The organism is Acinetobacter sp. 766875, from assembly GCF_000582055.1.
Taxonomy (GTDB): Bacteria; Pseudomonadota; Gammaproteobacteria; order Pseudomonadales; family Moraxellaceae; genus Acinetobacter; species Acinetobacter nosocomialis.
Genome location: NZ_JEXX01000001.1, coordinates 118,341 through 141,025 on the forward strand (window position 1 = coordinate 118,341; position 22,685 = coordinate 141,025).

Consider the following 22,685-nt stretch of genomic DNA (forward strand, 5'->3'; position numbering starts at 1 on the left):
AAAGCCCACTGAGTTGGGCTTTAATTTTGCCCCTAAAATGATAACGACAAGATTTTAAATGCTTAAAATTATTTTATTGGGGTGGGTTGGTGGTATTGCATTGATGGGCATTAATTTACCTTTAATTATGCAATATGGAAAAGTAGGCAAAGCTCTGCTGTTACTTGCTTTTATTTTCTATCTTTTTAAACGCTCAGTATTCGTTAGCCGACCATTTTTAAAGGCAATGTATTCTTTGTTATGTGCAGCCAGCCTTTTTGTTGTGGGGTATCAATATGCCGAGAATGCGTTGGTCGAACGCTTACAACAAAGAGAAATGGATTCAAAAAATCTCGATATTATTGTTTATATAAATCAACTAAGTGAAGAAAAAGACAATAAAGTTCAACAAAATGCTCAAGTATTAAACCTATCTAAAGATCCGGTAAATTGGCTACTGTATTTAAAAAATGATAATCAAAGTGTGTTGAAGAGCAATCAAGAACTTCAATTAGGCCATTACTATCGACTATCTGGAAAAACAAAACCTGCTCATAGTTACGCCACAGCAGGAGCTTTTGATCAGGAAAAGTGGTTTATTCAGCGAAATATAATGTCTGGTTTTATTGTTCAGCATATTGAGCCTTTAAGCCGTGATGAAATTTATCGATTGGGATATCAACAGCATTCAAGAGAACAGCAGTCCTTTTTTAATAGATTTCAAATAAATATAGAAAAGCTGCGCTTAAATTTTAGGCATCTATTGCAAAATTCTTCACTACATCAAAAAGGACTAATTTTAGCTTTGCTGACTGGTGATGAAAGCCTTTTATCAGATGAGACCCAAATACAATTTAAACAATTGGGAATTGCTCACTTGTTAGCGATTTCAGGGCCACATGTACTTATTTTTGCCATCATGTTGTCTTGGTTCTGTCATCAAGTCATCTGCCGTTATTATCCTCAAATTTACTTATGGAAACCCAAACAAGTTTTGATGGCTATACCATGCTGTTTCGGTGTTTTAATTTATACAGCTTTTGTGGGTTTCGAAATTCCTGCATTACGGACATTGTTGTCAGTCTTTATATTTATTTCTTTTATAGTATTAAAACAACCTCTTAAACCATTTGCGTTGCTCGTATACAGCGCAAGTTTATTATTACTCATGGACCCGTTTAGTGTCTTGTCTGCAGGTTTTTGGTTGTCTTATGGGGCATGCTTTATTTTATTAAGAATTTATCAAACTATAGTTCAAATACCTGATCAACATTTTTTAAGCTTACGCTCGAAAATGATTTTTATGACTAAGGTGTTAATTGAGTCTCAAGGCAAAATCTTTATTGCATTGAGTCCTTTAACCTTACTTTTCTTTCAACAAATTTCTTGGATTGCTCCATTAACCAATATTGTTGCGGTGCCTATCGTTGGTGGGATTATTGTTCCTTTAAATATCCTGGCTGCTTGTACATGGTTTATTGTTAAACCATTTGGAAACATGCTTTTTTATTTCAATGATATCTTGCTCAATATATTGCTGAGTTGTTTAGGCTTATTAGAAAAACTGTCTTTACCACTACAAGGTATAAGCTTGACGCCACTGGCTTTATTCGCAGTGAGTTTAGGCATCCTTATTTTATTTTTGCCTAAAGGCATTTTGCCAAAAACATGGGGAATGCTCTGTTGTTTACCTCTCATTGTTGTGAATAAAACGAACCAACCAATTCAACTTCATATTTTAGATGTTGGGCAGGGGCAAGCTATTTTCTTACAGCAGCCTGAACAAAACTGGTTAATTGATACAGGTGGTTCTTATGATGAAAAGATCTTTAGTATTGGTCAAAATGTTGTAGTTCCATTCTTACGCCAACAAGGAGTGAAGCGATTAGATCGTGTTGTGCTCTCCCATCTTGATCAAGATCATAGTGGGGCTTTTCCTGTCATTCAGCAGGAGTTTCCTATAAAGCAGGTTCTCTCAAATGAGCAATCTTCCACTACTCTAAAGCAGCCATTTCAGTATTGTCATCAAGGTCAACAATGGCAATATCCTGAATTAGATATTCAAATTTTATGGCCTAAAGAAAAAGATTTAGCTTTTGTCCATTCTGAACAGAATCAATATTCCTGTGTGGTATATCTGCATTTTAAAGGAATTAGTGATTACCAAAATTTTCTGATTATGGGAGACGCGGGATGGGAGGCAGAATACGAATTGTTAAAAGACTATCCAAGTTTAAAAGTAGATGTTTTGGTATTAGGTCATCATGGAAGCAAGCACAGTTCGGCTTATGATTTTTTAGCAACCCTAAAACCAAAACTGGCAATTGCATCGGCAGGGGTTGATAACCGTTATGGCCATCCTAGCCAAGAGGTTATCAATCGTTTAAAAGCCCTTCATATCCCACTTAAAAGTACAGTAGAGCAAGGAACGTTAAGTTTTGTTCTGGAAAACCAAAAAATGATTTTACACAACCGACGTTTTGAGCGCCTCTGGTTGCGTAGAGTTCCCTAAAGCTTCAGCCTTGAGCCTATTCACGGTTTTAATCGCTTCTGAAGGGTCAATATTATAAACATTGTCTAAAGCTGGGTTTGCTTTAAAGCGTTTATAGCTCCAGTGGTAGTGTTCTGGATATTTATGGATGAGTTGCTCAATTGCCTGATGGATGACATAAGTACCATCGTCTGCAGTTCCTTCATAGATCTTCTCATCCATTGGTTCGATATGCATGGTAAAACCATCATTTTCATTACGGATCGCATAAAGGAATAAAGCTTTTGCCTTAGTCTTTTGGATGAGTTTTGCACTTAAATTACTTGAAGCAAGTGGCACACCAAAATAGTTCACCATATCTCCCCCAATGTTCGGAGTATGATCTGGCAAAATTACTGTAGTTTCACCTTGTTTGAGTGCTTTAAAAATTTGTCTTACACCAGTTTCATCGGTCGGGACTAGATTTGCTTGTTCACGACTGCGAGCTTCTCGTACAAAACGGTCAGCATCATCATCTTTGACTGGTTTATATAAAATAGTCATTGCTGTGAACTGAGCACACCATGCATTCATGACTTCCCATGTGCCAAAATGAGGAACAATGAGTACAACACCTTTTTTTGCTGCTAAAGCATCGTGAAAGTATTGTTCGCCTTCTATCCGATGGATACGAGCAATATTCTCTTCATTAGATGAACCCCAGATACTTAAAAACTCGAAATATGAGGTTAATTCATTATGTACAGCTTTTTCTGTAATTGCTATACGTTGCTGTGGTGTTAAGTGGGGCAGTGCAATTCTTAAGTTAAGCTCTATACTTTTTGAAGTTTTAGTAATTTTTAAAGTATTTACAAGGCCAGCCAATAGACGAGCAATAGAACGCCCAAATTGAATAGGTAGTCGGCTAAATGTTTTGAGTAATTGATAGTTCATGCTTTTTGAATCTGGTCTGGTCATCTATAGCAGTAAGGAGGAAACAACAAGTAAAAAAAGACAAAAATATTATAAATGAAATCATATTATTTAGACAGTTTTTATCAAATCAACGTATATAATGACATCATTTCGATTGATTTGGATTGGAATTTTATGTCCGATTGGCCACCAAAACCACAAAATGAACCTATAACCTCTAAACAGAACGGACCGGAATGGCAAATCCTTGAGAAAGCTGTGCTGGCTTCTGTAGAAGAACAACGCCGTAGTCGTCGCTGGGGTATATTCTTTAAAACACTTACTTTTATTTATCTATTGTTCATTGTTGTGTTAATGGGCAAAGGTTGTTCGACCAGCAAAGAAGGCTCAGCAGCAAGTAGTAGCAGTGCTCATCTGGCTGTGGTTGATATTGTTGGAACCATTGATGCTTCAAGCAATCAAGCAGTAAATAGTGAAGATACGAATAAAGCGCTTAAACGCGCCTTTGAAGCTTCAAATAGCAAAGCAATTGCACTTAATATTAATTCTCCTGGCGGTTCTCCTGTTCAGTCGGATGAAATTTGGCAAGAAATTCGCTATTTGAAAAAAGAACATCCTGACAAGAAAGTCTATGCAGTGATTGGCGATATGGGTGCTTCAGGTGCTTATTATATTGCTTCTGCGGCTGATGAAATTATTGTGAATCCATCAAGTTTGGTAGGCTCAATTGGTGTCATTATGCCGAACTATGGCATTACTGGTTTAGCTCAAAAACTTGGAATTGAAGACCGTACTTTGACAGCGGGCACCAATAAAGACATTTTAAGTATGACAAAACCGATTAATCCTGTACAACGAGAGCATATTCAATCTGTACTCGATAATGTCCATACTCATTTTATTAATGCAGTGAAAGAAGGACGCGGGAAACGCTTAAAATCAAATGATCCTGCTATTTTCTCAGGTCTTTTCTGGACTGGCGAGCAAGCAATCCAGTTGGGTGTCGCTGACCGCTCAGGTAACATTACGAGCTTGATGCGTGAACTGAAGCTTGATAATAAAGTTGACTACACAATTGAACGTAATCCACTGCAATCTATTTTAGGTCGAATGGGAGCAGAAATGGGTAAAGGTTTAAGTGAGTCAGTTGCTCAACGTTTACAGACGAGCCAAGACGCAAAGCTACAATAATTTAAATCAGGATAACGGTATGTCAGTAAAACCGGTTATACACTTTGCGCATGCCAATGGCGTGCCGTCTAAGGTGTATCAAAAGTTGTTTGATCAATTAAAAGATGAGTATGACGTAATTTATGTTCCACTCATTGGGCCTGACAAACGTTATCCGATTACCAATCACTGGCCTTTTTTGGTTGATCAGGTGATTGATAGTATTGTACGCCAAGCGAAGGGGCGCAAGGTGATTGGACTTGGTCATTCGTTAGGTTCAGTTTTAACCTTAATGGCATCTTTTAAACGCCCTGAGCTTTTTTCACAAGTAATTATGCTAGATCCGCCTCTTATTTTGGGTCGATACTCTTTTGCTTTTCATATGGCAAAATTATTTAAACCTAAAATAGTCGATGACATGACACCTGCGGGTTTATCTGCACGTCGTCGTGAGCATTGGGAGTCTCGTGAGCAAGCCGCTGCATTGTTACGTCCAAAAGGTTTTTATAAAGACTTTGATGAAGACTGCTTTCAAGCCTATATTGACTATGCTTTAAAAGAAGATCCAGTTCGTGGCGGTGTTACTTTAACTATTTCTCGTGAAGATGAAGTTGCGATATTCCGTAAAAATCCTTCTTGGTGGTGGCTACCTATGCCAAAACCGAAAATGCCTGTACATCTAGTCGTGGGTAAAGAGAGTGCCTTCTTAAAAAGAGGTTTTCCTCAAATGGCAAAGCGTAAAATGGGAATTCCATTTAGTGTGGTTGAAGGAGGGCATATGTTCCCTCTAGAGCATCCAATTGATACAGTGAATTATATTAAGAAGCTTATTCATAGCAATTCACGCTAATAAGACTTTTATAAAAAAAGGACATGCATGCATGTCCTTTTTTTACTTACGTTGAGCAAATCTTTTACCAAGATGCAAAACGAATAGGGTGTTCAAGAATTTGATTACGGAAATAGGCTTGTCCATCTTTCCATGTCAGCTGGCCATTACATAACCATTCTGCAACTTGAGGATAAATAAAATGCTCAAGTTTATGTACACGTTCTGCCAAAGAAGCAACATTGTCATGTTCTTTGACTTCAATTGCAGATTGAGCAATTGCTTGACCAGCATCAAGTTCAGAAGTTACAAAGTGAACTGTACAACCATGCAATCGATCGCCCGTATTTAATACACGCTGATGTGTATTAACACCTTTATAAGCGGGTAATAGTGAAGGATGGATATTGAGCATTTTACCTTGCCATTTATCGACAAAGTTTGCAGTTAAAATACGCATGAAGCCAGCTAAAATAACGATATCAGCTTGCCATGCCATAAGTTGCTGATGCATCGCTTCATCAAAATCGGCACGACTAGGAAAGTCTTTATGCGAAATTACCGCTGTTGCGATATTGGCATTTTGAGCACGCTCTAGGGCATAAGCATCGGCTTTATTGGACAATACACCTACAATTTGCCCTGATAGACGTGCATCTATCAAGGCTTGTAAGTTACTGCCGTTCCCAGAGACTAGAACAGCAATTTTCATCATTCAAAGATCACACGAATTTTTTCGTCTGCACCTTCCACTGATTCAGCATTTTCTTGGATATGTCCGATTTTCCAAGCTTTTTCACCTTGAGCATTAAGCACTTCAATTGCTTTTTCTGCATCATTTGCGTCAACTGCAATGACCATACCTACACCACAGTTAAAGGTACGGTACATTTCAAAACGTTCTACATTACCTTCACGTTGTAGAAGTTTGAATAATTCTGGCCATTCCCAAGAAGCTTCATTAATGACAGCTTGAGCACCATTTGGTAATACACGCGGTAAGTTACCAGGTAAACCACCACCAGTGATGTGTGCCATAGCATGCACATCAACTTGTTTGCAAAGCTCAAGAACTGGTTTTACATAAATACGTGTTGGTTCCATTGCGACATCTGCAAGAGGACGGCCATCAATCACTTGAGTTAAGTCTACGTTCTTAACATCTAGGATTTTACGTAGTAATGAATAACCATTTGAGTGAGCACCACTTGATGCAACACCAATAAGTACATCACCAGATTTTACTTTAGAGCCATCAATAATTTTGCTTTGCTCAACAACACCCACTGCAAAACCAGCAAGATCGTAATCTTCACCTTCATACATACCAGGCATTTCAGCTGTTTCACCACCTACAAGTGCACAACCTGCAAGTTCACAACCTTTACCGATACCAGTAACTACGTTTGCAGCTACGTCTACATTTAAGTGACCAGTTGCATAATAGTCGAGGAAGAATAATGGTTCTGCACCACAAACCAAAAGATCGTTAACACACATAGCGACAAGATCTTGGCCGATTGTGTCATGACGATTAAGGTTAAGTGCTAAACGTAATTTAGTACCTACACCGTCAGTTCCAGAAACCAAAACAGGTTCTTCGTAACCTTTAGGAATTTTGCATAGTGCACCAAAGCCACCAAGTCCGCCCATTACTTCTGGACGAGTTGTACGTTTAGCGACTGACTTGATACGATCGACCAGTGCGTCGCCCGCTTCAATGTCAACACCCGCATCTTTGTAGCTTAAACCGGTATTTGGGGTAGAAGTTGAGTTGCTCATAAATGAAGTCTCCGCATTGGCGGCAGATTATAACCTGAATATACGAAACTCTTATGTTATTTATGCTCGAAAATGCTATCTTTAATAAAAATATTTTTCCATTTATAACGATTAAATCAAAAAAGGCTAGATTTTATGCAAGATCGTATACTGCGCCGTATTTTCTTACTCGCAGGTATTGTATTGCTGGTATGGGTATTATACTTGCTCAAGCCTGTGGTCATTCCATTTCTTGGTGCTTTTTTCCTGGCTTATTTATTCAGTCCACTTGTCGATGTTCTAGTAAAAATTAAGCTCCCTCGTTGGTTGGCAATTAGCATCGTTTTTATCGGTATCGGTGTAACTTTAACTGTTGCATTATGGTATTTGGTTCCACTCATCTGGAAGCAACTTGTTTATGCTCGAGATAGTATCCCTGCTGGAATTCACTGGATTAATGCAGAGCTACTACCTTGGATTTCTTCGACCTTCCATGTCCAACAAATGGAAATCGATACTGATCAAATGTCCAAAGCGGTTATGGATTATGTCCAGACCAATTACAGTGCCGATAGCATTCAGGCTGTTTTATTAAAGCTTGCACAATCAGGTCTGAATTTTATTCAGATTGGTGGAACACTCGTTTTAATTCCAATTATCGCTTTTTATTTTTTATTAGACTGGGACCGTATGTTGCAGAACTTACGTCGTCTCATCCCACGACCATATGAAGCCACTACCTTACAAATCGTTCGTGAATGTCATAGTGTTTTAGGAGCATTTGTTAAAGGTCAGTTCCTCGTTATGCTTTTGCTCGGTGTGGTCTATGCGGTAGGTCTACAATTAATTGGGTTAGAGGTTGGACTTATTATTGGTATGGTCGCAGGCCTTGCCAGTATTATTCCTTATTTGGGATTTGCAGTCGGCATTATTGCAGCCATTATTGCAAGTCTATTTCAGTTTGGAATGGACTGGACTCACTTGTTACTCGTTGGTGTGGTTTTTATGATTGGTCAAGCTGTAGAAGGCTATATTCTACAACCATTCCTACTCGGTGATAAAATTGGTCTTTCACCAGTTGCTGTTGTATTTGCTGTTTTGGCAGGCGCGCAACTTGCTGGTTTCTTAGGAATGCTCATCGCATTACCAGTGGCTGCGGTCATTGTTGTACTCTTAAAGCACTTAAGGGATAACTATGAAAAGAGTAGCCTTTATGGTGCGTATTCGGAATTATTTGTGCAAGAGGGTAATATTCAGCAAATTCATGTAGAAACTGAAAATACTAAACTTGATCTTGAAGTTAAAACACAGCAAGATACAGATACACCAAATCTTTCAGATCAGAAATAATTTCAAGGCCAATTCATTATATGCGTCAACTCCAACTGGATATAGAACCTCAACTTGATGCCCGAATCAGTGATTTTTCGGGACCAGGTTGGGGGCATGTAGTCGATGCAGTGCGTCAACTACATGCAGGTCTAGTCAATAGATTTTATATCTATGGTGGAGCTGGAACAGGTAAGAGTCATTTGCTTTCAGCGATTTGTGATTCTTATTTAGAAGTAGGCAAGTCAGCAATAAAAGTTTCACTGTTGGAACTTCTTGATGCTCCGATTGAGGCAATTACTTGTTTAGAGCATTATGATTTAGTTGCTTTAGATGATATTGAATCTATTAGTGGCGTGCCGCACTGGCAAAAAGCTGTGTTTCATTTAATGAATAACCATGAAGGACAACTTGTATTTTCTTCACGGGTTGCGCCGATTGAATTAAAACTCGAGTTACCAGACTTACAATCACGTCTTACCCAAGCGGTCAGTGTAAAAGTGCCAAGTGGAAGTTTATACGCAGACCGTTATGCTTTAGTCACTTCTGTTATGGCTAGACGTGGTATCCATTTCGATCAGCAGATTGTCGACTATTTACTTTTACATGGGCCGCATCAAGCTTCTGTTTTATTACAAACCGTAGCACAGTTAGAAAAACTTCTTAAAGGTGAGAAGACTAAGCTTTCAAATGCAACGTTAAGACAAATTTATGCTTTAATTGATGAGTACCAACAATAAATTGTTTCATACATCTCGTTATTTCTTTGGTTGGGGTGAACTTGGGTTTTTTGCTAAAAAAATAATGAACTATTAAATACTTATGCTTTTAACTTTAAAGTGTATTGTTAAATTTTTTTCTAAGAAAATTTTCATATATCAATAGATGCTTAAATAACCAAATATTTATAAAGTTATATGAACAAAATGACCGGATAGGCCGATCAAAATATCTTGAGAAATTCTGATTCCTGTGACAAAGTACGCACAAAGGATGCGATTGCAAAAGTGGACACTTTGCAATATTGACAAAGAAAAATGAAAAAAATAGGTAAGGAGAAGGGTATGCTCAAACGGAGCATTGCTTTTGCATTATTGGCTGCTGCTGGGCACGCTTATTCTGCTGATATTCAAGTGACAAGTTTAGCTGATGAAGATAAAGATGATACGGTATGTACGCTTAGGGAAGCTGTACAGTTCCTAAATTATCGTGGCTCATCTAATGCAGCTGACGTTGAAAAATATGCAAATGGGTATCATGGTTGTGGAAATAAAGATGCTTCATCAAATATTATTTTACAGCGCGATCAAGAATATAGCTTAAATAGCAGAATAACGATTACAGCTCCCCTTACAATTAGTACAGCAAAAAATGATTCTACATTAGTTGATACTGATCAGCCTGGTTCTCATAATGCAACTATCAAAATGGTCGGTACAGATCAATTATTTAAAATTGATGATGGTAGCGTTGAAAAAGCTTCTTTTGCTGTCACCTTAAGTGATCTTAACTTACAAGGTGCAGGCGCAAACTCTAATGTGTTAACAGGTGGTTTAATTTTAAACCATGAAAAATTGACTATTCAAAACTCTCGATTGATTGGTGGATATGCCAATCAGGGTGGGGCGATTTACAATCAAGGATTGTTATCGAAAACAGGTCAAACAGCTGGCTTTGTAACTATCATAAATAGTTTGATTCAAAATAATAAAGCAACCCAAGGCGGCGTCATTTACAGCGAGCAGCCTTTATATTTAGTGACCCAATCTGTAGTCCGAGATAATGAAGTTTCTTCTGCAGATGGTGCCTTATTTTATGGCGCAACAAAATTTGATGATGAAAGTACTGGTGGATACTTAAATGTACGTGCCATAGGCTTTAGTAATAGTACCTTTTTCCATAATAAAGTTGGTTTTATTGCAAACATTAAAGATGGAATGTTTGTTAATAATATTACAATGATTAAAAATGCAGCAGGTTTATTTTTAGATGCTCCTCAAGGAAATGCTTCTGTTTCTAACAGTATTTTAGTCGGTAATGGGGTTAACTGTACTCCAAATACAAATGATCAAACTGTTGTCCAAAGCAACTTAGTAACCACTGACTGTAATCGCAATGCTTCTGCAAAGCTGCCTAATATACTTTTGCCTACGAGTGAAAAGTTAATTGCTGGTGATAGTGATGAAGGCATATGTGATGTAAGTGCTAAAGACGGCTTGTTATGTCCATTTAATACACCAAAAGATAGTTTCCTTGGCTTTTTTAAACCACGATTACTTGAGAGCTATAACACTTTAGCTGACTCCTTAATTATTAATAAAGGACGTTTATATAGTGATGGCTCATCAATTGGTTTAGCGAGTTGTGAGAAACTTGATCAACGTGGAAAAAACCGTAGTGGTTATGATGAGTTATGTGATTTAGGGGCAATTGAATATATTTTAAATAATGAAATCGCAACAGTAGGGCAAGATATTAAATATGGACAAGTTGCAAAATTTAATATTTTAAATTCTTTAAGTGAAGCAGATTTGGTCACACCAGCTACATGTAAGCGTTTATTTGGTGACCGTCCAGATGGAAAAGAATGGCAACCAGGTTGTCTAAAAATAAAACAAAGTACTGATACGCCAGTCTCTAAAGGTAGTGTAACCATAGACCAAAATGGAAACGTGGTTTATACGCCAAATGGAAACTGGCATGGTGCGGACATTTTTAGTATTCAAGTCGTTACGAGTGTATCAAGATTTAATGATGGAACCGATTTCCAATATGTCTCGATTCCAGCAACCGTAGTCCAAGAACCTGTATCTGGTATTGAAGATAAGTCTGTTAGTACCGGTGGTGGGGGAAGTGTCGGTGGTGGATTAATTTTAGGATTATTCGGATTAATTGCATTGCGCCGTTTCAAGTCATAATCAGGGATGAGGACTATGAAAAACTATAAAAAAGCAGTATTAGCATTAGCTGTGCTAGCGGCTATGCCACTTTTTGCTGATACAGCAAATCAAAGAATCGAAGTGACAACTTTTGCAGATGAAGATGGTGAAAACCCTAATGCGTGTTCGTTAAGGGAAGCGATAAAAGTTGCTGAAACACGAAGATCTGATTATGGATGTACAGTCTATAACACTTCTAAAAGTCAGGTAATCCAATTAAAAGCAGGAACTTATACATTAAACAAAGAATTGGTTCCAAATGCAGATATTGCGATTTATGGGTATGGTGAAAAAGATCAAGATAAAAATTGGGCAGAAAAAAGTGTTTTAACCAATGATTATCCAGCATTACAACCGTTACAGACGAGAATTAATGCTGCTGGTAAGTCACGTATCTTTAATACAGCGGTAAATAAACAACCTTTATTTCTTCAAAATATTATTTTGGAAAATGGTTCAGCACCAGACTTTGGTGGTGCTATTTATGCAGGTGGTAATGTTACCTTATTAAATAGTCAAATCTTGAACTCGCAAGCGTCTAAAGGTGGTGCTATTTTCCTCGGTGGCGATAATGTTAATTTGTCGGCAACTCACTCTTTGATTCAAGGTAATAATGCAACATCTGGAAGTGTACTTTCAATGAGTTGTTGGAATGGCACAGCCTATACAAAACGGGAAGTAACATTTACCTCTTCTAGTGTTATGAGTAATGGTTCAAATAGTTCTAATAATACTTTTGAGTTTTGCGGAGAGCCGAAAGCAACCTTTACAATTAATACAATAGCTAAAAATATTGCAAATACAGTAAATGGTAGTATTTTGAAATTTACTGGTGATGCTACTCCTAACGGTACTCCTAATCCTTCAACCATACTTAGCGCTAACAGTAGTTTAATCTTAAAAAATAATACTATTGTTGAAAATAATGCTTATACCACGTTTTTATATGACACATTAGGAAGTAAAGAATTAAGATTTAATTTAATCGGTTATAATCCGGGAACCTATGCCTGTCATTATTTTATAGGGCCAGCCACTGATTTAAAAAATGCTGGTTTCATACTATCTTTTAACGCATTAAATTTGACGAATGATGCTGGAAAATGTGATCTACCAACGGAAGCTCTTACGTCTACACATCGAACTGTTGATATAGCAGGCCAGTCTTTTGACTCATTATTAGAACCTTTACATTCAGCTGGGCCAGAGACTGGTTTTTTACCAATTTATTATCCTAAAAATAATATAAGTGGTAAGAATCTAGTAGATGTAGACCCAGAGGGTAAAGACTCATGTACTTCTATCGACCAGCGCGGACTTTCACGCCTTGCCGATAGTAAATTATATTATCAACCAAATGGTCGTAATAGCTGTGATATTGGTTCGATTGAACTAATGAAACTGACCGCTGGAGATATAAAAGGTTTAGGTAATACGTCACTTACAGATCTGCTTGCAAAATATCAATCTCAATATGATACGGTTCAGAAGAATATCTTGAATCCAGATTATGCATATTTATTAAATGTATTAAAAATCGATTCAGCAAATTACAAGAACCTTCTTGATCAAACTAAAGCAAATGCAAAATATCGAGCAATTTATATCGACTTAAAGGCAAATGGTTTACCTTTACCAAATGAAGATAGTAGTCATTTATTAAAGTTCTTTAATACATCTGATTATAATATTAATCTTGAAACTGTCGGTACAGGATTGATCGACGATAAAGTTACAAACATTAAAAAGGATGATGGACTTTTTTGTGAATGGAATGATGCTTTACAGCAAATTATATTCTATCGTTCAGATGATATTATTACCCAAGCAGGCGATTATAACTATTGTAAATATACAATTAGCAGTAAAGATGGCACTACTCAATCATCTGGGTTATTAGAAGCCCGATTTGATAATATCCCACCAGTTGCTGGTGATGGAACTGTAACTTTTAAATATTTAGCAAATGAAGTCATTCCTTTGAATTTATTACAGTATGCGAATGATGATGGAGATGGTCCTACAAGTACACTTAAGACAAAGCCAAATAAACCTAAATTTTGGGTGAATGATCAGGGTGTAGAGTTACCGATTTATATACCAAGTAAAACTTCAAAGGATGGTATTTTCAAGGTAGTCAAAGCAGATCGAGAAGGGCCATGTCCTAAAGATGATAGCGGTAATACTTGCTATGGTGGTAACATCTATATTCAAGCGAGTAACGTATTTAACACCTTCAATGATACATTGACTTACTATGTTTATGATGCAGATGGAACTATTTCAGCTAAAGCAGGAACGATTAATTTAGTAAGTACAGCAACTACAACAGATGATTCTCGAAGTGGAGGTGGAGGAAGTATTGGAATTTTCTCTCTGGCATCCTTGCTAAGTTTGATTGTCTATAGACGTTACCGTAAATAAGCATAAATAAAAAAAGCCTCCATAGGAGGCTTTTTTTATTTCTTGTTAGATTTTTGAATGGCACATTATTAAAAAAAACAGTTTTTAGTGCTCTAAATATTTGTTGATATATTCTTCACGTATAGCGGTTCTTTCATCAGCACTTGCTTTGAGCATGCGTTGACGTAAATCATTACGTTCTTGTGTACTCATTTTTTGCCAAGCTTCACGCATTTTCTGTTTTTCTGCATCTGGAAGTTGGTTGAACCAATCCATACGTTGTTGCAGATTAGCGCTTTGGTTTGCTGGTAATTCTTTTAAGCTTTGATAGCGTTTAATTACTGCTCGTTGTTCTTCTTCAGACAAAGCATTCCAAGTATCATCTACTTGAGTATTGGCATCTTTAGAAAAAATCCAGAAACGTTCAAAACCCGCAAAACTGGTTTGCAGGAAACTTAATGAACAAAGGATAAGTGCTAACTTTTTAGCTACCATGTTGAACTTTATCCTCACCCAACACCATCAGCATTTCTAAATCTTCCACCATTTGTGGTGATAATTTAGGATTTACAACCACTTGATTTTGTGGCTTATCCATCATATCTACCGAATTAGGTAAAATAACAAAACCAGTAATTGCTGCTGCAAGTGCAAAACCAGTCATTTTCCAGACACTATAAAAAGAGGCTGGTTTTTGTTGGATATGGTCAAGCACATGATTCATCACCACTGTTTTATTTTTATGGTGATGGGCCAAACTATCGAGTTTAGACGTCACCTTTTTAGTGAAATCATCATGATTCATTAGAACCTCCCATGGGATTTAAATGCGCTAAGTACTCTCTAAGTCCCTGAATTGCTCGATGATAATGGGTTTTTACACTACCTTCAGTACAGTTCATAATTTGCGCTGTGGTGTGGGTATCGAAACCTTCCCAAGCACGTAACATGAAAGCTTGTTGTTGACGAACAGGTAGTTTTGCAATCGCTTCCTGAATTTCTTCTATGGTCACTGCTTGATCTAGAAAATCTGCTGGATTGATTGCTTTTTCATCGACAATATCAATGATTTCTTCATCATCATTGTCTAGACTAACTTTTTTGAAGAATGAAAATGGATTTGCTCGACGAGCTTCTTTGCGGCGCCAATCCTGAAGTTTGTTGTTTAGAATGGTATAAAACAGCGGATACCATTCTTCAGTACTTCGATCGGCGTAAGACTTGTGTAAAGCAATAAATGCTTCTTGAACCAAGTCCATGGCAATGCCCTGTTGACCTTGGGTAGCACTTTCCATCATCACTAAAGCACGTCCAGTAACATCTTGCATAAAAACCTTTAGGCGTTGTTCAGCCGTGCTGGCATGAACACTAGATGCTTCCGATCGAGACTTTTTCGGTGCTAAATCCATGGAGATGGAAAATCCTGTCATTGGACGTACCCACCTTATCTTCAATATATCTCTTATATAACGTTGAAAAGAGGTGGGAGGTTGACAACAATCGGCTATTTTTTAGTAGTGTAAATGATTTTTTTCACAAATATGAGCGATGTAAAATAAATTAACGTTTTATTGGCGTTGGCGAACCATTTCAAAAAAGCAAATTGATCCTGCAATTGCTACATTTAACGACTCTTGACCACCTGGTTGCGGTATCGTTACTGATTGTGCATGCTCTAAAGCGTAATCACTTGCGCCTTGTCCTTCGTTGCCTAAAATCCAAACACATGGTTTTGAAAGATCTTTTGAATAAAGACTAGTCGAGCGATGAGAGCTTGTAACGAAAACAGGAATATCGAATTTAGGAAGAATATCGGTCAAGTGAAAGTTTTCAAAGCAAGACAGGCTAAAATGTGCCCCCATACCTGCCCTTAAAACACGTGGAGACCAAAGTGAGGCAGAGCCTTGTGTACAAATAATTTGTTTAATATTCGCTGCTGCTGCAGACCGTAATAATGTACCTACGTTACCTGGGTCTTGTACATTTTCGAGAATTAGAGTGTCTACGTTATAGTCAATCGTTGATGCAGTTTTAGGCAAATCAATAATAGCTAAGCAAGGAAGGGTATTACCTAAGGTACTTAAGTCTTTATATAAAACTTCGCTAATAATAAAGACATGACCTTGGTGAAGTTCAATGATTTTCTTTAAATCGGGATGTTCTAAGGCTTGTTCAGTTGTAAACAAAGAAAAGAGTTTTTTCTGTTGTTGTAACCAAGCTAGGCAAAGGTGAGTACCTTCAAGAACCGTTTGTTGATGCTTTTTTCGGGCGCTATTGAGTTCAATTAAACCACGCAAATGTTTAATTTTTGCATTGTCTTTTGATTCTAAAAAAATAACCGCCATAAGGATATATCCAAAAGGGCGTCATCATACTATATGACGCCCTCTATAATTTAATTATTAATGATAGCTTGTTACGCGTTCAACTTCGTTTTTAGACCCGATAATTACCGGAACACGTTGGTGAAGCTCTGTTGGTTCAATATCTAAAATACGAACACGGCCTGTAGTTGATGAACCACCTGCTTGTTCGATGAGCATACTCATTGGGTTAGCTTCATACATTAGACGTAAACGACCAGCTTTTTTCGGGTCTTTTAAGTCATATGGATAAAGGAAGATACCACCACGGCATAAAATACGGTGAATATCACCCACCATACATGCTACCCAACGCATATTGAAATCTTTTTCACGTACAGATGTTTTACCTGCAAGTAACTCTTCAATATATTGTTTCACTGGTTGTTCCCAATGACGCTGGTTAGATGCGTTAATTGCAAATTCTTGAGTATCTGCTGATACTTGAATATTCTCTGTAGTAAGTAAGAATGTTTGAGTTTCTGGATCTAAAGTAAAGAAAGCTACACCATTTCCAACTGTTAAAGCCATCATTGTTGATGGGCCATATAACACATAACCAGCAGCGACTTGTTGAGTACCTGCTTGCATGAAATCTTGCGCTTGTGTAACTGCATTTTTTGCAGGGAGAATCGAGAAGATTGTTCCTACGCACATGTTGATATCAATATTACTTGAACCATCTAATGGGTCGAATAGTACCAAGTATTCGCCGTTTTCTTGCGCAGGTGTAAAATCATCAAGTTCTTCAGACGCAAGACCACCTACGTGAGGATGAACTTTTAAAGCATCAATTAAATAGTCATTAGAAATCACATCAAGTTTTTTCTGTGTTTCACCTTGAACATTTTCATTACCTGCACTACCTAAAATTCCAGCCAATGCACCTTTTTGTAGGGCTTGGTCAATGGTTTTACAAGTCGTCGCAATCGTGTCGATAACTTGGGCCAACTCAGGTGTAAGGTTCCCTTTTTCTTGTTGTAAAAATTGGGACAATGTGAGGTTGGACATAAAAAAACGCTCCTGTGCGCAAGCATCAAAATGAGTCAAATAAATACGTGGCATATTCTAGATGAGAATGCCGGAAAATAAAAATTATCTTACTTTATTTGTGTTGCATTTATGCTTACAAGCCCCATTTTACGTGGTATGTTGTTTGCATAGCAAAGGAATGTATATTTAGGAGAATCGAAATGACAACTAAGAAGTTTGATGCGACCCCAACGGCAGGTGAACCAATCAATTTAGAAGAAATTTCGAAAGAAAGTGTTCAGGAGGCTTGGAAAGATTATGAAGCAAAACCTGAATATAAAGCTTTTAATAAGCACGATTTGATTGAGTCAATGCAACATTCAGAAGAAGAGGAAAATAAATCTTCTTAAATTAAGAATGCAAAAATAAACGCCCATATTTGGGCGTTTATTTTTTTAGATGTTTTATTTTAATAGGGGAGGAACCGCTTCATAGTTAATTTCAACACGGCGGTTTTCTTTCCATGCTGATTCGTCATGTCCTGGATTAACTGGCGCTTCTTTACCATAACTTACCGCTTCAAGTTGCTGTGGATTTACACCACTTGTAATAAGGTAACTTTGAACGGCTTTTGCACGACGCTCACCTAAAGCCATGTTGTATTCACGCGTACCGCGCTCATCTGTATGACCAGTTAATGCAACTTTTGAGTTTGCATTGGCCATGAGGAATTGAGCATGGGCTTGAAGAGTTTGATAGTCTTCAGCAGATAAATCACTACTGTCGTAATCGAAGTGAACAACACGTTTAGCTAAAGCAGCTTTATTTGCCTCAGTTACACCTTTTGATGAAGCACCTGCCAAATTTTGGGCATTTAATGCAGCATCTTCACTTAAACCTGTTGTGTTTACGGTGCTTGGGTTTGTAGTACCAGCATTTGCAGTCGTTGCTGGTTTACGGCTCGCACAACCTGTCATGACAAGCGCTACACTAAGTAGAGGAAAAGCCAAATATTTGATTGATTTCATCATCATCTCCATCAATGGAAGAAAAAGTTATTTAGGTGCCCAGGCTGGTTCACGTACTTCACCTTGCTCACTCGGTAAATTCATACGGAAACGACCATCAGTGGACATGATAGACAGTAAACCACGGTTTCCTTCACGAGTTGCGTAAACCACCATTTGCCCATTTGGTGAGAAACTTGGTGATTCATCTAAACTGGTTGGGGTAAGAATATTGACAATGCCTGTATTAATATCTTGGATAGCAACTTTATAGTTACTACCACTTGGTCGATGCACCAGTGCAATTTTTTTACCATCTGCACTTAAAGTGCCACGAGCATTAAACGACCCTTTAAATGTTAAACGTTTTACTGAGCCATCTCCAAAATCATAGCGATAAATTTGAGGAGAGCCTCCACGGTCAGATGTGAAAATAAAAGCTTTTCCATCTGGTGTATAACGTGCTTCTGTATCAATGCCTGAGTCATTTGTCATACGTTTGACTTGGCGAGTTGATAAATCCATTTGATAAATTTCAGGGTTACCATTCATCGATGCTGTAAATAGCATTGATTTACCATCTGGGGAAAAGCTTGGTGCACCATTTAAGCCTTTAAAGCTAGTCAGTACTTCACGTGTTCCTGTAGAGAGATCTTGTAAGTAAATTGCTGGGCGTTTAGTTTCAAAAGAAACATAAGCAATTTTTTTAGCGTCCGGAGTCCATGCCGGAGACAAAATCGGGTCGCGTGAAGAGAGAACAGTCTTTGGTTGTTCACCATCTGTATCAGCAATTTGTAAGGTGTAACGTTCCGCTGGGGTTGCGGGATTACGTAGTACATAGGCAATACGACCACTAAAATCACCTGCAATACCAGTCAATGCTTGATAAATAGCGTCACTTACCATATGTCCTGCTTGGCGCACACGTGAAGCAGGGACATTTAGCAATTCATTCAAAAGATATTGCTGTTTTTGCACATCATAAAGCTGGTAATGAACTTCAAACCCATCAGCCGTTTGCTTAATTTGTCCAGTAACAACATATGGAATACCAGCAGCTTGCCAATCAGATGCTTGAATTTGATTAATTGCAGCATTTGCAGGTAAATTTTTTGATGAACTTGTAAAGCGGCCTGAACGGTTTAAGTCAGTCTCAACAATAGGGTAGAGACCATTGTCATTATTAAATGGAACAATAGCGATTTTTGGCGCCTGATCAGGTGCTTTTGCAATTTCTAAATGTAATTGAGCAAAAGCAGCTGTCGGTGCAAGAGGACTTAATGCTGTAAGCAACGTTAAGGCTAGAAGGTGTTTGCGGGTCGTTTTCATAGGTTTAAAGTCATTAAAGGCATTTTTGTGACTGTGGATTTTGTAACATAGTTACATGCCTTAAACTATTTAAAGCATGTAACAATATACTTATTTTGCAGTAAATGTTGAACTGAATGACCTTGCTTCACGTCGAGCATCAGGATCGGATGGCATTGGGTAAGGTGCAGCAGAACGAATCGCAGCTTCAACACTCGCTTTAACATCTGGGTTGCTAGAGCTAACAATAACTGATAATACAGCTCCACTATCGCTGAGAGTGACACGCGCAGTTGCTTTCTGACCCGATGTTCCTGCTGGGATATCCCAAGCATTTCGAATTTTCTGTTCAAAATCACGTTTCGCTGAAGATGCAATTTTTTTGGCTTCACCCTTTTTCTGTGCAGCTTCTTCCTGTGCTTTTTTGGCAGATGCAGCTTTTTCTTCTGCCTCAGCCTCAGCTTTACGCTTAGCCTCTTCAGCCGCTTTTTGCTGTTTCGCTTTCGCATCAGCTTCAGCTTTACGCTTAGCATCTTCAGCCGCTTTCTGCTTTTTAGCCTTCGCGTCAGCTTCGGCTTTATGCTTAGCCTCTTCAGCCGCTTTTTGCTGTTTGGCTTTTGCATCAGCCTCAGCTTTACGCTTAGCCTCTTCAGCCGCTTTCTGCTTTTGGGCCTTCGCATCAGCTTCAGCTTTATGCTTAGCCTCTTCAGCCGCTTTCTGCTTTTGGGCTTTCGCATCAGCTTCAGCTTTACGCTTGGCTTCCTCAGCTACTTTCTGCTGTTTAACTTTCGCATCTTCAGCTGCTTTACGTTTAGCATCTTCCGCAGCTTTTCGGGCTTCATGTTTAGCTTTTGCCTCAGCTTCAGCCTTACGTTTTGCTTCTTGCTGTGCCTGAAGTTTTGCATTTTCTGCTTCACGTTTTAGTTTTGCATCAGCCTCAGCTTTACGTTTGGCTTCCTCAGCAACTTTGCGAGCTTCACTTTGTTCATGTTTAGTTTTTGCTTCAGTTTCAGCTTTACGCTTTTGTTCAGCTTCAACTTTTGCAGCTTTCGCTTCAGCTTGACGCTTAGCTTCAGCCTGCTGTTTTTGAGCTTCCTCTAAACGTTGTTGTTCCGCAGCTTGCTTCGCTTTAGCCGCTTCTTCAGCTTTACGTTTTTCCTCAGCTAATTTTGCTTGCTCAGCTTTTTGCTTTTGGGCAACCAGATGTTGTGCTGTTGGTGGAGGAGGTGGCACTGGTACTGCTGGAATATTTTGAGGAAGATTTTCATCCACAATTGGGCTTAAAACTTCTTCCGCCTGATTTTCTGCAGTAGTTTGTTGCTCAACTTCTTTTGCTAAAGGTGGTGGTAAATCTTCTGGCTTAACTAAGATAGTCGTCAGCTTTTTTGGCTGTTCAGGTGGTTTACTTAAGCCTAAAAAAAGCAAGCCGACAATGGCAATTGCATGAACTCCAAGTGTGAAGCCCAATGCAATCGCATTTTGTTTAAAAGGAGGCTTTTGATTTTTGTTCATAGCTTATTTTAAAGGCTCTGTCAGAAGGCCAACTTGAGTTAAACCTGCTTCTTGTAAACTTGCCATCAATGATACGACTTCGCCGTAAGGGCGCGACTTATCACCATTCACTAAAACCGTAAGTTGTTTGTTTTCCTGCTCAGCTTGTTTTTGTGCTTCACTTAAAACAGATTCAAGCTTTTCACGAGAAAGTGGCTCGTTGTCTTTATAATCTTGATATTGAAGATAAATATTGCCATCTTTACCAATCGTTACCATGGCTGGCATATCTTTGGATTCAATTGGACGATTATTTGCCTGCGGTAAATCAACTTTAATACCGCTAGTAATCATGGGCGCAGTCACCATGAAAATAACTAAAAGTACTAGCATTACATCGATATAAGGCACGACGTTCATGTCACTTTTTAATGGTTTTTTTATGCGCTCAAAGCGCCCTGAACGTTGAATGGCCATTATGCATCTTCCTGTGATGAACCCACAGATTGACGTTGCAATAAAGCAATCATCTCTTCGGCAAATAGTGCGCGGTCAGAGTAGACGCTTTCACCTTTAGCCGTAAAGTGGTTAAAAGCTAATACCGCAGGAATTGCAGCAAATAAACCAATAGCAGTTGCAATAAGCGCTTCAGCAATACCCGGCGCAACTGTTGCTAAAGTCACTTGATCAACGGCAGCCAAACCGATAAAGGCATTCATGATTCCCCAAACTGTACCGAATAAACCGATATATGGAGCAACAGAACCGATACTTGCTAGAGTGCCTAGGCCATATTCAAGGGTACCCTGATCACGACTTAAACCTACACGTAAAATACGCTCGGTGCCTTCGATCGTTTGAGAGGTAGACGCGTTACGCTTTTTAAGTTTGAAAAACTCACTCAGTCCTTGATAAAAGATATCCTCAAGGCCTGAGCGTTTTGAATTGAGTTGTGCGTTGTTATAGAGCGTATTAAGTTCAGCACCAGACCAGAACATTTTTTGGAAATGTTCATCACCTTGACGTGCTTTTTTATAACCCATATGTAACTTGGCAATTAAGTACCAACTAAAGATTGATGCTAACAATAAAATTAGCATGACCAATTGGACGACTGGACTTGCTTGTAAGATAAGGTCAGAAATATGCAGGGTTGATTCAATGTTTGTTGCCATAGTTACATATGCCTGTTGCTTTTTTTAGTCTTGTTCCAATTCTTTACGAATAAGATCACGTATTTCTTCAGGAAGGCGACGTGGCATCATTTCTTTACTTAAACATGCCAATTCAACCTCGCCAGAAGCAAGCAAGATTTCACCACGATAAATATTTTGTTGCAACACAAATGACGCAGCTTTACATGAAACTACACGTGCTGTAACAGTAATTAAGTCATCCATTAAAATAGGACGCATGTATTTCACATCAATTTTATGAACAACAAAGTTGTAATCTTTTTGACGCCAGTAATGGTCAACACCAGCAGCGCGGAGCCATTCTGTACGGGTACGTTCCATATAGCGAATGTGGTTGGCATGGTAAACAATACCACCTGCGTCCGTATCTTCGATATAAACACGAATGTTGAATTCAAAATGATTCGCCATGAGAGTATTCCGTTTTAGTTCACTATAGAGCTTTATATTTAAAATATGACTGCTGAATAAAACATCAGTTCTATCTCAAGTCATACATCTGCTTTTAAATACGGGGCAGTTTAGCAGATTG

At 38.3% G+C, this 22,685-nt stretch carries 22 protein-coding genes; 8 read left to right on the forward strand and 14 right to left on the reverse strand.

What is annotated here, in order from left to right; translation table 11 throughout:
* The first annotated feature begins 58 nt into the window (after positions 1 to 58).
* Entirely contained in the window at positions 59 to 2,491 is a 2,433-nt protein-coding gene (locus J576_RS00525) for a DNA internalization-related competence protein ComEC/Rec2 (protein ID WP_033855452.1), read from the forward strand.
* Here the strand turns inward: J576_RS00525 and J576_RS00530 are convergent.
* On the reverse strand, positions 2,444 to 3,427 hold the full coding sequence (locus J576_RS00530) for a lysophospholipid acyltransferase family protein (protein ID WP_080746702.1): 984 nt from the start codon (positions 3,425 to 3,427) through the stop codon (positions 2,444 to 2,446). The genes J576_RS00525 and J576_RS00530 overlap by 48 nt on opposite strands.
* A 132-nt stretch (positions 3,428 to 3,559) precedes the next feature.
* On the opposite strand from J576_RS00530, the gene sppA reads away from it, so the two are divergent.
* Together sppA and J576_RS00540 are read left to right on the forward strand one after the other, a co-directional pair.
* Complete coding sequence (gene sppA / locus J576_RS00535; protein ID WP_002052797.1) at positions 3,560 to 4,576, forward strand: signal peptide peptidase SppA; 1,017 nt, start codon at positions 3,560 to 3,562, stop codon at positions 4,574 to 4,576.
* Positions 4,577 to 4,595: 19 nt separating this feature from the next.
* Positions 4,596 to 5,405 (forward strand): alpha/beta fold hydrolase, encoded by an 810-nt coding sequence (locus J576_RS00540; RefSeq protein WP_002052584.1) that lies wholly within the window; start codon positions 4,596 to 4,598, stop codon positions 5,403 to 5,405.
* Between the two features lie 64 nt (positions 5,406 to 5,469).
* On the opposite strand, the gene purN is transcribed toward J576_RS00540, so the two are convergent.
* A complete protein-coding gene (gene purN / locus J576_RS00545) occupies positions 5,470 to 6,099 on the reverse strand; it encodes a phosphoribosylglycinamide formyltransferase (protein WP_002052470.1) in 630 nt (209 codons plus the stop codon).
* The gene (gene purM / locus J576_RS00550) at positions 6,096 to 7,166 is read right to left on the reverse strand and encodes a phosphoribosylformylglycinamidine cyclo-ligase (RefSeq protein ID WP_000071984.1); all 1,071 of its coding nucleotides are present in this window, start codon (positions 7,164 to 7,166) and stop codon (positions 6,096 to 6,098) included. Before purM ends, purN begins: the two co-directional genes overlap by 4 nt.
* Positions 7,167 to 7,301: 135 nt before the next feature.
* Between purM and cxpE the strand changes: the two genes are divergently transcribed.
* From cxpE to J576_RS00570, 4 genes are all read left to right on the forward strand, one after another.
* A complete protein-coding gene (gene cxpE, locus J576_RS00555) occupies positions 7,302 to 8,495 on the forward strand; it encodes a chloramphenicol efflux transporter CxpE (protein WP_002052735.1) in 1,194 nt (397 codons plus the stop codon).
* Positions 8,496 to 8,515: 20 nt separating this feature from the next.
* The gene (gene hda, locus J576_RS00560; RefSeq protein ID WP_001249536.1) at positions 8,516 to 9,214 is read left to right on the forward strand and encodes a DnaA regulatory inactivator Hda; all 699 of its coding nucleotides are present in this window, start codon (positions 8,516 to 8,518) and stop codon (positions 9,212 to 9,214) included.
* A gap of 324 nt (positions 9,215 to 9,538) precedes the next feature.
* The gene (rbtA, locus tag J576_RS00565; RefSeq protein WP_002052731.1) at positions 9,539 to 11,392 is read left to right on the forward strand and encodes a rhombotarget A; all 1,854 of its coding nucleotides are present in this window, start codon (positions 9,539 to 9,541) and stop codon (positions 11,390 to 11,392) included.
* A 15-nt stretch (positions 11,393 to 11,407) separates the two neighbouring features.
* Positions 11,408 to 13,837 carry a CSLREA domain-containing protein gene (locus J576_RS00570; protein WP_002052876.1) on the forward strand — a complete coding sequence of 810 codons (2,430 nt, stop codon included), beginning with the start codon at positions 11,408 to 11,410 and terminating at the stop codon, positions 13,835 to 13,837.
* An 84-nt stretch (positions 13,838 to 13,921) separates the two neighbouring features.
* On the opposite strand, the gene J576_RS00575 is transcribed toward J576_RS00570, so the two are convergent.
* From J576_RS00575 to J576_RS00595, 5 genes are all read right to left on the reverse strand, one after another.
* On the reverse strand, positions 13,922 to 14,311 hold the full coding sequence (locus J576_RS00575) for a DUF3106 domain-containing protein (RefSeq protein WP_002052406.1): 390 nt from the start codon (positions 14,309 to 14,311) through the stop codon (positions 13,922 to 13,924).
* Positions 14,301 to 14,621, reverse strand: a complete 321-nt coding sequence (locus tag J576_RS00580; protein WP_002052599.1) for a hypothetical protein — start codon at positions 14,619 to 14,621, stop codon at positions 14,301 to 14,303. The genes J576_RS00575 and J576_RS00580 overlap by 11 nt, the downstream gene beginning before the upstream one ends.
* Positions 14,611 to 15,225: an RNA polymerase sigma factor gene (locus J576_RS00585; RefSeq protein ID WP_000362317.1), complete on the reverse strand. Its 615-nt coding sequence runs from the start codon at positions 15,223 to 15,225 to the stop codon at positions 14,611 to 14,613. The genes J576_RS00580 and J576_RS00585 overlap by 11 nt, the downstream gene beginning before the upstream one ends.
* A gap of 159 nt (positions 15,226 to 15,384) precedes the next feature.
* Positions 15,385 to 16,161: a TrmH family RNA methyltransferase gene (locus J576_RS00590; protein WP_002052861.1), complete on the reverse strand. Its 777-nt coding sequence runs from the start codon at positions 16,159 to 16,161 to the stop codon at positions 15,385 to 15,387.
* A 57-nt stretch (positions 16,162 to 16,218) separates the two neighbouring features.
* Positions 16,219 to 17,190, reverse strand: coding sequence for a class 1 fructose-bisphosphatase (locus tag J576_RS00595; protein ID WP_002052522.1), 972 nt, complete (start codon positions 17,188 to 17,190; stop codon positions 16,219 to 16,221).
* A gap of 182 nt (positions 17,191 to 17,372) precedes the next feature.
* On the opposite strand from J576_RS00595, the gene J576_RS00600 reads away from it, so the two are divergent.
* Positions 17,373 to 17,561, forward strand: coding sequence for an NF038105 family protein (locus J576_RS00600; protein ID WP_002052586.1), 189 nt, complete (start codon positions 17,373 to 17,375; stop codon positions 17,559 to 17,561).
* A gap of 54 nt (positions 17,562 to 17,615) precedes the next feature.
* Here J576_RS00600 and pal read toward each other — a convergent pair whose 3' ends face one another.
* From pal to ybgC, 6 genes are all read right to left on the reverse strand, one after another.
* The gene (gene pal / locus J576_RS00605; protein WP_002052670.1) at positions 17,616 to 18,179 is read right to left on the reverse strand and encodes a peptidoglycan-associated lipoprotein Pal; all 564 of its coding nucleotides are present in this window, start codon (positions 18,177 to 18,179) and stop codon (positions 17,616 to 17,618) included.
* 27 nt (positions 18,180 to 18,206) lie between these two features.
* Positions 18,207 to 19,487, reverse strand: a complete 1,281-nt coding sequence (gene tolB, locus J576_RS00610) for a Tol-Pal system beta propeller repeat protein TolB (protein WP_002052600.1) — start codon at positions 19,485 to 19,487, stop codon at positions 18,207 to 18,209.
* A gap of 90 nt (positions 19,488 to 19,577) precedes the next feature.
* Positions 19,578 to 20,978 (reverse strand): cell envelope integrity protein TolA, encoded by a 1,401-nt coding sequence (gene tolA / locus J576_RS00615; protein ID WP_002052721.1) that lies wholly within the window; start codon positions 20,976 to 20,978, stop codon positions 19,578 to 19,580.
* 3 nt (positions 20,979 to 20,981) lie between these two features.
* Positions 20,982 to 21,434, reverse strand: coding sequence for a protein TolR (tolR, locus tag J576_RS00620; RefSeq protein ID WP_002052868.1), 453 nt, complete (start codon positions 21,432 to 21,434; stop codon positions 20,982 to 20,984).
* Entirely contained in the window at positions 21,434 to 22,132 is a 699-nt protein-coding gene (gene tolQ, locus J576_RS00625; protein WP_002052880.1) for a protein TolQ, read from the reverse strand. The genes tolR and tolQ overlap by 1 nt, the downstream gene beginning before the upstream one ends.
* Before the next feature lie 24 nt (positions 22,133 to 22,156).
* Positions 22,157 to 22,564, reverse strand: coding sequence for a tol-pal system-associated acyl-CoA thioesterase (ybgC, locus tag J576_RS00630; protein ID WP_002052673.1), 408 nt, complete (start codon positions 22,562 to 22,564; stop codon positions 22,157 to 22,159).
* Positions 22,565 to 22,685: the final 121 nt, after the last annotated feature.